Consider the following 12774-nt stretch of genomic DNA (forward strand, 5'->3'; position numbering starts at 1 on the left):
CACACACCGCCGGATTCTGGTTTGCTGCCAACATGAGCCAATACAACCTGACCGACTTCGAATGGCGGGTAATCAAACCGCACTTACCCGCCAAGCCGCGACGTGTGCGCCGCGTCGATGATCGGCGTCGTTGTCGACGCGCAAGGGCCTCCCAATTCGACTCGGCCTAACAGCCGGACAAGCGCATGACGGGCAGATCGCCGACACGCTGCTCGACCCTCTTGGTCCACGCACCATCGTGCTGGCGGACAAGGCCTACGATGCGGATCGCATCCGGAAGCTGATCCAAGGCCAGGGTGCCGCGCCCTACATCCCGCCGAAAAGAAACCGGCGTCAGAAGCCTTGCTTCAGCAAGCGCCTCTACCGCGAGCGCAACTTGATCGAGCGCTTCTTTTCCAAGTTGAAGCACTACCGTCGTGTCGCTACCCGCTATGACAAGCTCGCCGCCAACTTCCTCGCCATGGTCCAACTCGCTTCGATGCGACTCTGGCTCCGTGTTATGAGTCTACGGCCTAGATCGACATCACCCTGGGGATATGTGCGTTTCGGCTGCCTCATTCTGGGCAATGGAACGCGAGTCAAGGCGCGGAAACCGGGGCTTTTTACGGCTTCCAATGCCCATAATAGGTCCGGTGTTGCAGTCGTGCTTATGTCCACGCATGAGCAGCGACGACATCCTGAAAAGCGAAAGTCTGGCGAAAAACGGTGAAAACGGCGGAAACCGCGATTTACTCCGGCGCGGAGTAGAGGCGCGCGGCGTCGGCGTGCAAGCCGGCGCGGCTCGCGGCCCGCAGGTACATCATGTGGCCGCCGGGCTGCAGGCTGAGGCTCACGCGATCGCGGGTCAGCGAGGCCGGCAGATGGTCGAGCACGTAGCGGCTGGTCATGTACGGCGTCACCAGGTCGGTCATGCCGTGCGCGACCGCGACCTTGAAGCCGCGGTTGGCCGCCAGCACCTCGCGCAGCGAATCGGCGGCGCCGGCGTAGCCCTCGCGGCCGCCCATGCCGCTGCGCCAGTTCCACTGCCGCGCCACCTGGTTGTTGAGCAGGCGGTAGGGCAGGTCGGTCTGCACGCCGAGCGACTGGCCGAGATAGTCGGTCATGGCGTTGGCCAGCACCGAGCGCAGGCCGTCGTAGAAGGCATCGCCGCGCGTGCGGTTGGACTCGGGGTAGGGATCGGGCGCGGTCGCCGAGCCGTCGTAGCGGCTGATCAGGAGCTTGTCGGACCGCCGCGCTTCCTTGACGAACAGGTTGAGCGGCACGCGGCCCTCGTACTGCGCGATCACCGCCTCGGGCACGCCGGTGAAGCGCGCCACCTCGGGGTAGACCGCGCGCAGGGCGGCCTCGTCGCGCGGCGTGGCGGCGAGCGCCGTGAGATAGGGGCCGAGCGCGAACTTCTCGACCTCGGCCAGCGCCGCGGGCTTCAGCATGCCCGACTGCTCGAGCCGCACGGCGGCGTAGGAGGGCAGCCGCAGCACGTCGGGCAGCAGCGCCAACGCGTCGCCGCCGATCAGGCTGAACTCGATCACCGGCGACACCAGGAACACGCCGGCGATGCCGACGCTGTGGTTCTCGGCCAGCACGTCGGGCAGGCGCGCGCCGCGGAATCCGCCGTAGCTTTCGCCGACCAGGTATTTCGGCGAGGCGCGCCGGTTGTTCAGGGTGAGATAGCGGTCGATGAAGCTCGCGAGCGATTCGAGGTCTTCGCTGACGCCCCAATAGCGCTTGCCCTCGCCGACCGGCCGGCTGTAGCCGGTGCCGACCGGATCGACGAACACCAGGTCGGTGAGGTCGAGCCAGTGATCGGGATTGTCGACCAGCTTGGCGGCAGGCTCCGGCATCTGTCCTTCGGCGCCGAACGGCACGATGCGCGGGCCGAGCGCGCCGAGATGCAGATAGGCCGAGCTCGCGCCCGGGCCGCCGTTGAACACGAAGCTGATCGGCCGGCGATCGGGATCGGCGCCGTCGCCCGTGTAGGCGACGTGGAAGATGCCGGCGCGGCGCTCGCCCTTGTCGTCGTTCAGCGGCAGGGTCGCCGCCGTCACGGTGAAGTCGACGTCGCGATCGCCGATCTTGAATTGATGATGCGTGACGGCGTCAGGTGCCGAATCCGGCACTGCGCCCCAGGCTGTGGAAATCGGCGCGGCGGGAACGGCCGCAGCGGCCAGCAGCCCGAGCGCGGCGCGGCGCGTCAACGGTCGCGGCGCGTTCGGCTTGTCTGGCACGAGGTTCGCTGTCATGCAGGTGGCGCAATAGTTGGCGATGGTCCTTAACCATGTCCACACGCAATCTCGACAAGTTGATGGCGCCCCAATCGGTGGTCGCGATCGGCGCCAGCGAACGGCCCGGCTCGGTCGGCGCAGCCGTCACGCGCAATCTGCTGGCCGGCGGATTTGCGGGCGAGATCCATCTGGTCAACCGCAAGGGCGGCGAGATCGCCGGCCGGCCGGTGTGGCGCTCGCTGTCGGAGCTGCTGTCGCCGCCCGATCTCGCGATCGTCATGACGCCGGCGCCTACCGTGCCCGGCCTGCTCAGGGAACTCGGCGCCAAGGGCACGCGGGCGGCAGTGATCATCAGCGCCGGCCCCGGTGCCGGACCCGATGCGCGCGAGGACAATGCGCGCTGGCGGCAGAAGCTGCTGCGCGCCGCCCGGCCCCACCTGATGCGGCTGGTCGGGCCGAACTGCATCGGCTACGTGGCGCCGCGGCTCGGGCTCAATGCGAGCTTCGGGCCGGCCAACGTCAAGGCGGGCCGGCTGGCGGCGATCGCGCAGTCGGGCGCGGTGCTGGCGGCGCTCGCCGACTGGGGCAGCGCCCAGGGCATCGGCTTCTCCCATCTGATGTCGATGGGCGACATGGCCGACGTCGATTTCGGCGACATGCTCGACATGCTGGCGGCGGACTACGAGACGCGCGCCGTGCTGATGTATGTCGAGGGCGTCACCCAGGCGCGCAAGTTCATGTCGGCGGCGCGCAGCCTGGCGCGCATCAAGCCGGTGATCGTGCTCAAGGCCGGTCGCCATGCCGCGGCGGCGCAGGCCGCGGCCTCGCACACCGGCGCGATGGCGGGCTCGGCCGCCGTCTACGAAGCGGCGTTCGCGCGCGCCGGCCTGGTCTCGGTGAAGGGACTGGGCGAGCTGTTCGACGCTGCCGAGACGCTGGGCCACGGTCTGGTGCCGCGCACCGAGCGGCTGGCCGTCCTGACCAACGGCGGCGGCGCCGGCGTGGTCACCACCGACCTGCTGATGGACGAGGGCGGCGAGCTGGCGGCGCTGCATGCGCGGACCATCGGCCAGCTCGACAAGGTGATGCCACGCGCCTGGTCGCGCGCCAATCCGGTCGACATTGTCGGCGATGCCGACGGCGCGCGCTACGCTGCGGCGCTCGACATCCTGGCCGACGATCGCGCCGTCGGGGCGGTGCTGGCGGTCAACGTGCCGACGGCGCTGACCTCGCCGGTCGAGGCGGCGCGCGCGATCGCCGGCGCCGCCGGCCGCAAGGTCGTGCCGGTGATCGGCTGCTGGATGGGCGGGCCCGACGCCGAGGCCGGCCGCAAGGTGCTGCACGATGCCGGCATTCCCGCCTACGACACGCCGCTGCGCGCGGTGCGCGGCTTCACCCACATCGTCGCCTATCGCCGCGGCCAGCGCGCGCTGCATCGCACGCCGCCGTCGATCCCGGAGGCGCGGTCCGATGCCGAGCTAGTGCGGGCCATCGTCAAGGGCGCGCTCGCCGACCGGCGCAGCGTGCTCACCGAGCCCGAGTCCAAGCGCGTGCTCGCGGCGTACGGCATTCCGGTGGTGCCGACCGAAGTCGTGCTCGACGCCGCCGAGGCGGCGCATGCGGCGACGCGCATCGGTTTCCCTGTCGCGGTGAAGGTACTGTCGCGCGACATCGTCCATAAGACCGATGTCGGCGGCGTGGCCCTCGAGCTGCGCACCGAGCAGGCGGTGCGCGACGCCGTCAATCTGATGCATGACAAGATCTGCACCGCCGCGCCCGGCGCGCGCATCGACGGCTTCGTGGTGCAGCCGATGATCAAGCGGCCGGACGCGGTCGAGCTGATCCTGGGCGCAGTCGAGGATCCGGTGTTCGGGCCGATCCTGATGGTCGGCCATGGCGGCGTCGCCGCCGAGGTGATCGACGACAAGGCGCTGGCGCTGCCGCCGCTCGATCCGGTGCTGGCCGAGGACGCGCTGAGCCGCACGCGGGTCGATCGGCTGCTGCGCGGCTATCGCGACCGTGCGCCGGCGGCGCGCGGCGCGGTGGGCGAGGCGATGATCCGGCTGTCGCAGTTGATCGCCGACGTGGGCGAGATCGCCGAGCTCGACATCAACCCGCTTTTGGTCGACGCCGAGGGTGTGATTGCGCTCGATGCGCGGATCGTCGTTCGCCAGCGGGCGCACGGCGACGAGCGCGCGGCGCGCTTCGCCATCCGGCCCTATCCGATCGAGCTCGAACGCTGCATCGAGCATCGCGGCGAGCGCCTGCGCGTGCGGCCGATCCGGCCCGACGACGAGGCGCTGCTGCAGCGCTTCGTCCGCCACATGAGCGCCGAGGACATCCGCCTGCGCTTCTTCGGGCCGTTGCGCGAGCTCACGCACGAGATGGCGGCGCGGCTGACCCAGATCGACTACGACCGCGAGATGGCGTTCCTGCTGCTCGACGGTTCCAAGGACGGCGAGGAGCTGCTCGGCGTCGGGCGACTCGCCGCCGAGCCCGGCTTCGAGCAGGCGGAGTTCGCGTTGATCGTCGCGTCCGATCGTCAGCGCCGCGGCTATGGCGAATTGCTGCTGCGCCACGTGCTCTCCTACGCCAGGGCGCGCGGCATCAAGCGCGTGGTCGGGCACATCCTGCGCGAGAACCGGCGCATGATCGACCTCAGCAAGCGGCTGGGCTTCGCGCCGCAGGCCGGACGGTCCGGCGGCAGCGACCTGACCATGGTCAAGCAGATGGCGGAATTGTGATGGCGCTCCAACCCATTAGACTCTGCGGTTGAGATGCCGTCGAAGAAGAACAGAAGGGGGAAGGCGAACAGAAGGAGTCCGGCGGCGCTGGTTGCGTTGCGCTCCTGGTTCGACTCGCATCGACGGCAGGCGATCGTCGGCGGATTCGCCTTTCTGTTCGTCGGTGCGATCGTCGGCGGCTATTGGCTCGCACAGAAGCTCGAGCCCAAACCGAAGAAACCGATCTACGCGCGCATCGAGGACATCCCGGGCCTGCCGCAATACACCGAACTCGAGCCCGGCCAGAAGGTCGCGACGATCGAGGAGAAGCCGCGGCCCAAACCCGAACCGCAAGTCGCGGCTGCTGCGAGCAGCGAGCAGCAGCAGACGTGGCGGCGCAACGCGGTGCCGTTCCGCGATCTCGCGAGCAAGCCGCTGATTGCGATCGTGATCGACGATGTCGGCCTCGACCGGCCGCATTCGAAGCGTGCCTGGGAGCTGCCGGGGCCGCTCACCATGTCGTTCCTGCCTTACGCGAAGGATCTGCGCGAGCAGGCCAAGGCCGCGCGCGCACGCGGGCAGGAGTTGATGCTGCACCTGCCGATGGAGCCGGGCGGCCATGCCGATCCCGGGCCGAATGCGCTGCTGGTGTCGCTGAATGACAACGAGCTCAAGCATCGCGTCACGGTCGCGCTCGACAGCTTCGACGGTTATGTCGGCGTCAACAACCACATGGGCAGCCGCTTCACCGCCTACCGGCCCGGCATGGAGACGGTGCTGCGCCAGTTCAAGGCGCGCGGGCTGCTGTTCCTCGATTCGCGCACCACGCCGTCGACGGTCGCCGACCAGGTCGCGCAGGAGCTCGGCGTGCCGAGCGTGGCGCGCAACGTCTTCCTCGACGACGAGGAGACGGTCGACGCGGTGCGCCGCAAGCTCGCCGAGACCGAGGCGGTGGCGCGGCGGCAGGGGTTCGCGGTGGCGATCGGCCATCCGCACGAGGCGACGATCCAGGCACTGGCCGAATGGCTGCCCGGCGTCGCGAGCAAGGGCTTTGCGCTGGCGCCGCTGTCGGCGGTGTTGCGCAAGCGCAACGGCTGGGATTGAGTCAGAACATCCTCCCCCGTCAGACGGGGGAGGTGGCGCGGTAATCCGCGACGGAGGGGGAAGGCCGCACAAACGTCGTGTGGCTTTCCCCCTCCGGCCCTTCGGGCCACCTCCCCCGTATGACGGGGGAGGGAAAACACGAGGAAGCGTTCGTGCGGTACAAGAAGTCATCGATGATCGTGGCGCCGCAGCCGGAGCCGACCGAGGCCGGCGCCGACATCCTGCGCGAGGGCGGCAATGCGGTGGATGCGGGCATCGCCTGCGCGCTGGTCCAGGGCGTGGTCGATCCGCAGATGTGCGGCATCGCGGGCTTCGGCTCGTGCGGCATCTACATGCCGGGCAAGAAGTTCCACGGCTACATCGATGCCCATGCGCCGGCGCCGCTCGCCGCGCGGCCCGACATGTGGGCCAACCTGATCGAGAGCGAGGCGCGCGACGGCTACGGCTTCATCCTCAAGGGCCGGGTCAACGACATCGGCTACAAGTCGATCTGCGCGCCGGCCAACCTCAAGATGTACTACGAGGCGCATCAGGAGCACGGCAGCCTGCCGTGGTCGCGCATCGTCGAGGCCGCGATCCATTGGGCCGAGACCGGCTGGGCGGTGCGACCGCACGTCCATTTCTGGTGGGCCGACGAAGGCAATTTCGGCCGCGCGCCGAACTACGAGCGCACCGGCTTCACGCCGCCCGCCCGCGCGCTCTACTGCCGGCCCGACGGCATGCCGAAGAAGGTCGGCGATCGGGTCGTCAACCGCGACTACGGGCAGGTCCTGCGCGCGATCGCCAAGGGCGGCGCCGACGTCTTCTATTCCGGCGAGATCGCCAGGGCGATCGACGAGGACATGAAGAAGAACGACGCGCTGCTGTCGATCGAGGACCTCGAGACCTGGAAGACGACGCGTAATCCGCCGCTGTGGGGCGACTATCGCGGCTATCGCGTCTCGACCAACCAGCCGCCGGGCGGCGGCGTGATGCTGCTCGAGATGCTGAACATCCTGGAGAATTTCGACATCGGCGCGCTCGAGCACGGCTCGACCGAGCACCTGCGCATCGTGGCGGAGGCGATGAAGCGCGCCACCATCGACAAGGACGCCAAGGTCGGCGATCCCAAGTTCGTCACCGTGCCGGTCGAGGAGCTGACCTCGAAGGCCTACGCCAGGACGATGGCCGGCGAGATCATGCGCGGCGTCAAGGCCACGGTGCCGCGGTTCAACTCGGGCGCAGTCTCCAAGGACACCACGCACATCTCCGTGCTCGACAAGGACGGCAACTGCTTCACCATGACCCATTCGCTGGGCATGCCGTCGGGCGTGATCACGCCGGGCCTGGGCTTCATGTACAATGGCTGCATGGGCGTGTTCGACCCGCGGCCCGGCCGCGCCGGCTCGATCGCGCCGGGCAAGGCGCGCTTCAGCTCGGTCGTGCCCAGCATCATCTTTAAGGACGGCAAGCCACACCTGATCATCGGCGCGCCGGGCGCGACGCAGATCGCCATGGGCGTGCTGCACGCGATCCTGAACGCCCTCGACTTCGACATGACCATGGTCGAGGCGGTGAGCGCGCCGCGCTTCTCGGCGACCTCCGACACCATCGACATCTCCAACCGGATCCAGGGCCGCGTCGAGCGCGAGCTGAAGGCGCAAGGCTACCCGGTTGTGCGCAGCCCCTACGGCTTCGGCTTCGCCGCCGTCCATGCCATCCGCATCCACGAGGACGGCTTGGACGGCGGCGCCGACCCCGGCCACGACGGCGTGGTTATCGCAGTCTAGGTTTTTGCGAGGGAGGCGACGATGCGCAAACTCATGACTCTTCTCCTGCTGCTGGCTGCGGCCGGATGCGGCGGTTCGAAGCCGACCGGCAACGAATTGGGCGGTGTCATGCCCTGGTCGGGCCAGAGCCCCGAAAGCGCCTTCAAGGCCGCCGACGCACACTGCAAGAAAGTGAACAAGGCCGCGCGCATCACTCAGATCGTGCAGCCGACCTCCGGTACCGAAGGCGCAGTGGTGTTCGCCTGCGAGTAGCTGACGACCCGAGGTCAGGCCGCTGCGCGCATCGCTGCCGCGCCGGCGTCGAGCACCGGCAGGACCTTGTCCTTCGCCTCCGGGGGCACGCCGAACACGATGCGGGCGACGCCGGCCTCTTGCGCCCGCTTGATCTCGTCGACGTTGGGGCGGATGCCGAACAGCGTGACCGGCACGTCCTCGGGCTTGCGGCCGGCCTGCTTCAGCATCTCGTGGAACGGCTTTATCATGCCGAGCGTGTCGCCGCCGCGGCCGCCGATCGGCATCCAGCCGTCGGCGTAGGCCACGGCGCGCTTGGCGCCGTGCGGGAAGCCGCCGCCGACGATGATCGGCGGATGCGGCTTCTGCACCGGCTTGGGCCACATCATCATCTCGTCGAACTTCACCATGTCGCCCGAGTACTTGGGCTTGGAGCGCGCCCAGATCTCCTTCATCGCCTCGATGCGCTCGCGCATCAGCTTGAAGCGCGTCTTGAAGTCGGTGCCGTGGTCGGCCATCTCCTCGGCGTTCCAGCCGCCGCCGATGCCGAACAGCACGCGGCCGTTGCTGAGGCGGTCGACGGTCGAGACTTCCTTGGCGGTGTGGATCGGATCGCGCTGCACCACCAGGCAGACGCCGGTGCCGAGCTTGATCGTCTTGGTGGCCACCGCGGCGGCACCCATCGCCACGAACGGATCGTAGGTGTCGTAGTACCACTTGGGCAGCTCGGGGCCGCCCGGCCACGGTGACCTGCGGCTGGTCGGGATGTGGCTGTGCTCGGGGAACCACACCGATTCGAAGCCGCGCGCCTCCGTCTCCATCGCCAGCTCGTGCGGCGGGATGGCGTAGTCGGTCGGGAACATGGTGATGCCGAACTGCATGGCGTCCTCCTGCATGACGTCGAAAGCCTGTGGATAAGGCCTTCCGGCAAACTCGCATTATGGCCAATGGACCGCGAGTCGACCCGCATAAAACGCGGCCGAATTTCGCGTCCATTGCCCATAATAGGTGTCCGTCGCGCGATGGTGCAGGGTGCTGCGCATGACGGTGTTGACTCGCAGGCCTTCGATGCCGATGCCATCGGCATCGAGGCCGTCCCACAGGCCCTTGAGACGGGTGGGACTCGCGTCGGCGCTAGGGCGCGGCCAGGCCGGGCGGCTTACGCGCGTCGGTGGCCTGCTCGAAGGCGTAGGCGAGCCGCAGCAGCGTGTGCTCGCTCCAGGCGCGGCCGGCGAAGGTGACGCCGAGCGGATAGTCGGGCGTGTCCTTGCCCTCGACGCCCGAGATGAAGCCGCCCGGCACCATCACGCTGGGATAGCCGGCCTTGGCCGCGATCGAGGCGCCGGCGGTGCCGGGGAACACGACCGCGTCGAGCTTGTGCCGGGTCATGTAGGCGTCCATCCCGCGCTCCTTGGCGGCGAGCAGGTCCATCGCGCGGGCCGACTTGTATTCGAGCTCCGAGAGGTCGCCTTTGGTCGCCTGGGCGGCGAGGAACAGGTCCTGACCGAAGCGCAGCGCCTTGTCGGCATGGGCCTCATTGAAGGCGATGATGTCGGCCATCGTCTTGATCGTCGTGCCGGTCGCCCAGTCGCGCAGATAGAGATTGAGGTCGTGCTTCAGCTCGTAGAGGAAGACGATCGGCGGGTTGGCGGGGTTGCCCTTGTTGCGGCTGAGCGGATTGCGGTTGAGCACGCCCATGGTGGTGCCCGGCCCGCCGATCCAGCCCGCGGTCGGCATGCTGGCGCGCACGAGGATGGCGCCCGCGTCCTGCAGCGCCGTGAGGGCCTCGGCCATCACCGCCTTCGCGAGCGGGGACAGCTTGCCGTAGTAGGTGTCGTTCAACGGATCGTCTGCATCGCTCGGCACGCCGAGGCGCGCGCCCTTCAGCGCATCCTTGTCGAGGCCGGCGGTATAGTCGGTCGGCCGCTGCAGGTGCTGCGTCGCCGGATCCTGCGGATCGCGCTGGGCCAGCACGTTCAGCAGGATCGCCGAATCGCGCACCGTGCGGGTGAGGGGCCCTGCGGTGTCCTGGCTGTGCGAGATCGGCAGGATGCCGGCGCGGCTGATCAGCCCGACCGTCGGCTTCACCGTGACCAGGCCGTTCTGGTTGGCGGGGCTGAGCAGCGAGCCCGACGTCTCGGTGCCGATCGCCGCCGCGCACAGGCCGGCCGCGACCGCGACGGCCGAGCCCGCGCTCGAGCCGCCGGGCTGCACGACCGGGATGCCGCGATCGTCGAGCAGCGTCGGCGAATAAGGGTTCTTCACCTGGCCGCCGAGCGAGCTGTAGCCCGACGGCATATCGACCGCGATGATGTTGGCGAACTCGGTCAGGTTCGCCTTGCCGAGGATCACCGCGCCGGCCGTGCGCAACTGCTTGACCACCGTCGCGTCGGCCTTGGCGCGCGCCGCTTCGAGCGCCAGCGAGCCCGCCGTCGTGTGCTGCTTGTCGCCGGTGGCGATGTTGTCCTTCACCAGGATCGGCACGCCGGCGAGCGGCTGCTTGGCCGACGGCTTCACCTCGTCGAGGCGGCCGGCGATCGCGTGAGCCTCGGGATTGACCTCGCGCACCGAGTTGAGGCCGGGGCCGCCGCGATCGACCTTCTCGATGCGCTCGAGATAGGCGCGGGTGAGGGCGCTCGCGGTGGTCGCGCCCTTGCCCAGGGCGTCAAGAACCTCGGTCAGCGAGGCATTGTCGACGGGAACGGTCATCTCAGCCTCCGCCCGTCCCGCAGCGACGCCCAGCACCAGCGGGAGCAGGGCGATGTCGCGGCGGGTCAGGTTCATGGATCAAACCGGCCCCTAGACCGGCATGATGCGTTTCTGGTGAGCGCGACCGACCTTGGCGGTCTCGGGATTGTGCCCGGAGATCACGCGCACGCCCTCGTCGAGGCTCTTGGCGATAGTCTCCGGCGTGGCGCCTTCGAGGAAGGCGAGCTTGTTCTTCTTGCAGGCGCCGAAGACCTTGGCCCGCGCCGCCTCCATCTCGGGCGGATAGGGGCGGCGCTGCAGGGTCGTGTAGCCCAGCGACAGGCCGAGATCGCCCGGCCCCAGCTCCGCAAAACCCAATCCTGGCATCGCCAAGATTTCGTCGGCGTTGGCGACGCCCGCGGGGCTTTCGATCTTTACACCGAGCAGAAGCTCGCCCGTGGGGTTGAGCGGCCAGGGATCGGCGAGATTGAAGTATTCCTGCTGGCTCACCGCCCAGATCGGCGCGGCTGTGGGCTCCGAGCCGCGGCCGCGGCTGCCCGTGCCGAGCGTGTCGACGCCGGCCTTGTTGTGCGGGAAGCGGCAGGCGCGCACGAACTCGCGCACCGCGTCGGCGGATTCCGCTTGGCAGAGCAGGATGCCGTGAACGCCGCGCGCCAGGATCTGGCGGAACTGCCAGGCATTGAAGGCGACGTTCGGCCCGTCGGTGCCGTTGACCGGCGCCTCGACGATCACCGTCGGCGTCAGATGACCCGAGCGGGTCGGGCCGCCGTCGAGCAGGCCGCGCATGTATTCCTCGAGCCCGGTCATGTCGAAGGCGCCGTGCTCCATGCCGACATTGATGTAGTCGGCCCAGGTCTGGGCGTCGGCGCGGCCCTGGTCGTAGGTCAGCACGTGACCGGTGTGCGGCCCGTCGTAGTAGATGGCCTGGTCCGCTTCGAGCAGCTCGATGGCGCGGTTCAGTCGGCTACCCATCGCATTTCCCCGTTGTCTTTCCTGTGTCGCAGCATAGACCGTACACTCGCGGGTGCGGAGGGAAGAAATGGTGAAGTTGGGCAGACGCGCGGCTCTTGCCGGAACGGTGTCGCAGATGGCAGGCGCCGCCGCGGCGCAGGCGAATTATCCGGACCGGCCGATCCGCCTGGTGGTGCCGGCGGGCGCCGGCGGGCCGACCGATGTCGTCGCCCGCATCCTGCAACCGCATCTCTCGCAGATACTCGGCCAGACCGTCGTCGTCGAGAACAAGGCGGGGGCGAGCGGCAATATCGGCTCGGCGATGGTCGCCCAGGCCGCACCGGACGGCTACACGCTGCTGATGGCGCCCTCGACCAACGCGCTGACGCCCGCGCTCTACGGCAAGACGCTGGGCTACGACGTCGTCAACGGTGTGACCGGCATCTCGTACGTCGCCAGCGTGCCGCTGATCGTCGTCGTGCCGACCGACGGCGCGAAGACCCTGCGCGAGCTCATCGCCACGATGAAGAAGGAGCCGGGCAAGTATTCCTACGCGTCGTCGGGCAACGGCGGGATGATCCATCTGTCGGGCTTCCTGTTCCTGGAGAAGGCGGGGGTCGAGGCGCTGCACGTGCCGTATCGCGGCTCGGCGCCCGGCATGATCGACACCATCGCCGGCCGGCACGCCTTTCAGGTCGACACGATCGGCTCCAGCAAGGGCTTCATCGATGCCGGCAAGCTCAGGGTCCTGGCGGTGATGGCCGACAAGCGGCTGCCGCAGCTTCCCGACGTGCCGACGGTCGAGGAGGCCGTCGGCTTCAAGCTGTCGATCAACACCTGGTACGTTGCTCAGGCGCCGGCGGCTGTTCCGCGCCCGATCATCGTGAAGCTGAACGCGGTGTTCAACGAGGCGCTCAGGAACCCCGAGGTCGTGAAGCGCATGGCCGAGCTCGCCATCGAGCCGATCCAGTCCACGCCCGAGGAGGCGAAGACGTATTTCGACGGTCAGATGGCGTTCTGGGATCCGATCGTCAAAGCATCCGGCGCCAAGCCGGAATAGGAGAG

9 protein-coding genes and 1 pseudogene are annotated in these 12774 nt (G+C 68.7%); 6 read left to right on the forward strand and 4 right to left on the reverse strand.

Features of this window, described 5'->3' with window-relative positions; translation table 11 throughout:
• Positions 1 to 130 precede the first annotated feature (130 nt).
• Positions 131 to 493, forward strand: a pseudogene (locus J0J01_RS10090) (IS5 family transposase); the annotation flags it as partial.
• Between the two features lie 235 nt (positions 494 to 728).
• Here the strand turns inward: J0J01_RS10090 and J0J01_RS10095 are convergent.
• Positions 729 to 2240: a carboxypeptidase gene (locus J0J01_RS10095; RefSeq protein WP_296380157.1), complete on the reverse strand. Its 1512-nt coding sequence runs from the start codon at positions 2238 to 2240 to the stop codon at positions 729 to 731.
• A 35-nt stretch (positions 2241 to 2275) separates the two neighbouring features.
• On the opposite strand from J0J01_RS10095, the gene J0J01_RS10100 reads away from it, so the two are divergent.
• From J0J01_RS10100 to J0J01_RS10115, 4 genes are all read left to right on the forward strand, one after another.
• Complete coding sequence (locus tag J0J01_RS10100) at positions 2276 to 4966, forward strand: bifunctional acetate--CoA ligase family protein/GNAT family N-acetyltransferase (protein WP_296380159.1); 2691 nt, start codon at positions 2276 to 2278, stop codon at positions 4964 to 4966.
• A gap of 96 nt (positions 4967 to 5062) precedes the next feature.
• Complete coding sequence (locus J0J01_RS10105; RefSeq protein WP_296380162.1) at positions 5063 to 6049, forward strand: divergent polysaccharide deacetylase family protein; 987 nt, start codon at positions 5063 to 5065, stop codon at positions 6047 to 6049.
• A 173-nt stretch (positions 6050 to 6222) separates the two neighbouring features.
• A complete protein-coding gene (locus J0J01_RS10110) occupies positions 6223 to 7818 on the forward strand; it encodes a gamma-glutamyltransferase family protein (RefSeq protein ID WP_296380217.1) in 1596 nt (531 codons plus the stop codon).
• Positions 7819 to 7839: 21 nt separating this feature from the next.
• A complete protein-coding gene (locus J0J01_RS10115) occupies positions 7840 to 8070 on the forward strand; it encodes a hypothetical protein (protein WP_296380165.1) in 231 nt (76 codons plus the stop codon).
• Positions 8071 to 8084: 14 nt separating this feature from the next.
• Here the strand turns inward: J0J01_RS10115 and J0J01_RS10120 are convergent, their stop codons facing one another.
• The 3 genes from J0J01_RS10120 to J0J01_RS10130 all read right to left on the reverse strand — a co-directional run bounded on the left by J0J01_RS10120 (position 8085) and on the right by J0J01_RS10130 (position 11730).
• The gene (locus J0J01_RS10120) at positions 8085 to 8930 is read right to left on the reverse strand and encodes an LLM class F420-dependent oxidoreductase (RefSeq protein ID WP_296380168.1); all 846 of its coding nucleotides are present in this window, start codon (positions 8928 to 8930) and stop codon (positions 8085 to 8087) included.
• A gap of 253 nt (positions 8931 to 9183) precedes the next feature.
• The gene (locus J0J01_RS10125; protein ID WP_296380169.1) at positions 9184 to 10833 is read right to left on the reverse strand and encodes an amidase family protein; all 1650 of its coding nucleotides are present in this window, start codon (positions 10831 to 10833) and stop codon (positions 9184 to 9186) included.
• 15 nt (positions 10834 to 10848) lie between these two features.
• Positions 10849 to 11730 (reverse strand): aldolase/citrate lyase family protein, encoded by an 882-nt coding sequence (locus J0J01_RS10130; protein ID WP_296380171.1) that lies wholly within the window; start codon positions 11728 to 11730, stop codon positions 10849 to 10851.
• Between the two features lie 67 nt (positions 11731 to 11797).
• Between J0J01_RS10130 and J0J01_RS10135 the strand changes: the two genes are divergently transcribed.
• Complete coding sequence (locus J0J01_RS10135; protein ID WP_296380173.1) at positions 11798 to 12769, forward strand: tripartite tricarboxylate transporter substrate binding protein; 972 nt, start codon at positions 11798 to 11800, stop codon at positions 12767 to 12769.
• The last annotated feature ends 5 nt before the right edge of the window (positions 12770 to 12774 follow it).

This window comes from Reyranella sp. (assembly GCF_017305915.1).
In the GTDB taxonomy this organism is placed as follows: domain Bacteria; phylum Pseudomonadota; class Alphaproteobacteria; order Reyranellales; family Reyranellaceae; genus Reyranella.

Bases quoted from the DNA above. Each gene is read 5' to 3' on its own strand.
- J0J01_RS10135 (WP_296380173.1), top strand. From the start codon at position 11,798: ATGGTGAAGTTGGGCAGACGCGCGGCTCTTGCCGGAACGGTGTCGCAG.
- J0J01_RS10100 (WP_296380159.1), top strand. From the start codon at position 2,276: ATGTCCACACGCAATCTCGACAAGTTGATGGCGCCCCAATCGGTGGTC.
- J0J01_RS10125 (WP_296380169.1), bottom strand. From the start codon at position 10,833: ATGAACCTGACCCGCCGCGACATCGCCCTGCTCCCGCTGGTGCTGGGC.
- J0J01_RS10120 (WP_296380168.1), bottom strand. From the start codon at position 8,930: ATGCAGTTCGGCATCACCATGTTCCCGACCGACTACGCCATCCCGCCG.
- J0J01_RS10110 (WP_296380217.1), top strand. From the start codon at position 6,223: ATGATCGTGGCGCCGCAGCCGGAGCCGACCGAGGCCGGCGCCGACATC.
- J0J01_RS10130 (WP_296380171.1), bottom strand. From the start codon at position 11,730: ATGGGTAGCCGACTGAACCGCGCCATCGAGCTGCTCGAAGCGGACCAG.
- J0J01_RS10115 (WP_296380165.1), top strand. From the start codon at position 7,840: ATGCGCAAACTCATGACTCTTCTCCTGCTGCTGGCTGCGGCCGGATGC.
- J0J01_RS10095 (WP_296380157.1), bottom strand. From the start codon at position 2,240: ATGACAGCGAACCTCGTGCCAGACAAGCCGAACGCGCCGCGACCGTTG.